The sequence below is a fragment of the Streptomyces sp. NPDC054796 genome (assembly GCF_053611545.1).
On record NZ_JBSHAO010000172.1, the window covers coordinates 1 to 1,424 of the forward strand.

The following is a 1,424-nucleotide window of genomic DNA, read 5'->3' on the forward strand; positions in this document are numbered from 1 at the left end:
CGGAACGGCTGCCGACCAGCACGGCGACGCGCCCTTCACGGGCGTCCTTGTCGAGCCGTGCCTTCTGCTGAGGGTTCTTCGCCTCCTGATCGAAACGGATGAGGCTGCCCGGCATGCCCCGAGCGGTCAGCGCCTCGCGTAGTGCCTCGTAGAACACGAACTCCTTGTCCGGGCCGGGCACGCCCAGGTCGCAGAAGGCGAGTTGCAGGCTGCCGCGGTTGGGTTCTTCGTTGCCGTCGTCGTCGTAGTAGACGTCGTCCTTGTGCAGCTTCCAGAGGCGGAACAGTTCGTCGGCGGCGACGTCGACCTTCTGGGGTTCGTCGGTGCTCTTGTTGACCAGGCGTACGTCGAGCGAGGCCAGGCGCCCGTCCGTGGAGATCCACAGGGTGTTGTCCTCGACCAGCTTTCCCTTGCGGTTGTACTTCAGGTCAGGGCTGCCGAGGCGGATGGCCATCATGCGTTTGCCCAGCGACTGCATGACCTGGCGCAGTTCCGGCGATGCCTCGGCTTCCAGGACCCGCATCTCGCCGCCAATGACGGCGGGCTCGCCGAGCTGGAGATCGCGCTTGAGTTTGACGTCGGCAACGGTGAACAGTACGCGTTTGAGTTCGGTCTGGTTGACGTAGCGGGCGTAACGGGCGCGAGTGGAGAAGGAGTTGCCGTCCGGACTCATCTCTACCCGGTTGACGGGCTGAATATAGGTGGAGACAAACTGGTCGTCCTCCTCAATTCCCCATTCATCGCGGAGCAGGTCGGGGGCGAGGTATTTGATGGCAGTCAGGATCTCCATCGGGGAGTTGTCCACCGGCGTGGCGGTGGCGTGGGTCGTGATCCGGCCGCCGTAGTTCTTGCGCAGATAGGACAGCTTCATGTCCATGTCCGCGGTGATCTGGTTGCCTTCGAGTGCGAGGTCGCGGATTGAGGAGATCACCCGGAGATTCTTGAGAGTGTGTGCCTCGTCGTAGAAGATGTAGGTGCTGCCGGTACGCTCGAATTCCACGCCCGAGTCGCCTGGTGTTTGTAGTTCGTCCTCGATCCGCCCTTTTAGCGTGGCGATCTGCTTCTCGATGTCCTTGACGGTGTACTTGTCCTCGCCATCAGCGTTGGCGAGGTGCGCCTCCAGACGCTTGACCTCTTGATTAATGTAGTCCAGGCGGGCCGTTTTGGACATCGGGATCTTCTTGAACGCGGTGTGGCTGATGATGACCGCGTCCCAGTTGCCGGTTGACCAGCGGGCGACGAACTTGTGCCGACGTTCTCCTGTGAGGTCGGAGGAGTCGGCGACCAGAATCCGGGCCCGAGGATTTCCCTGGAGGAACTCGCCCTGGAACTTGCCCAGAACTACCTTCGGCACGGCGTAGACCGGCTTATTGGCCAGTCCGAGGCGCGTCAGTTCAATCCCGCCGACTATCCTTGCGACGGTC

1 protein-coding gene is annotated in these 1,424 nt (G+C 62.1%); it reads right to left on the bottom strand.

The window, feature by feature from the left end:
- Nucleotides 1–1,424 (bottom strand): hypothetical protein (locus ACWGJ2_RS40460; RefSeq protein ID WP_453351422.1); only part of this gene is annotated, 1,424 nt, incomplete at both ends.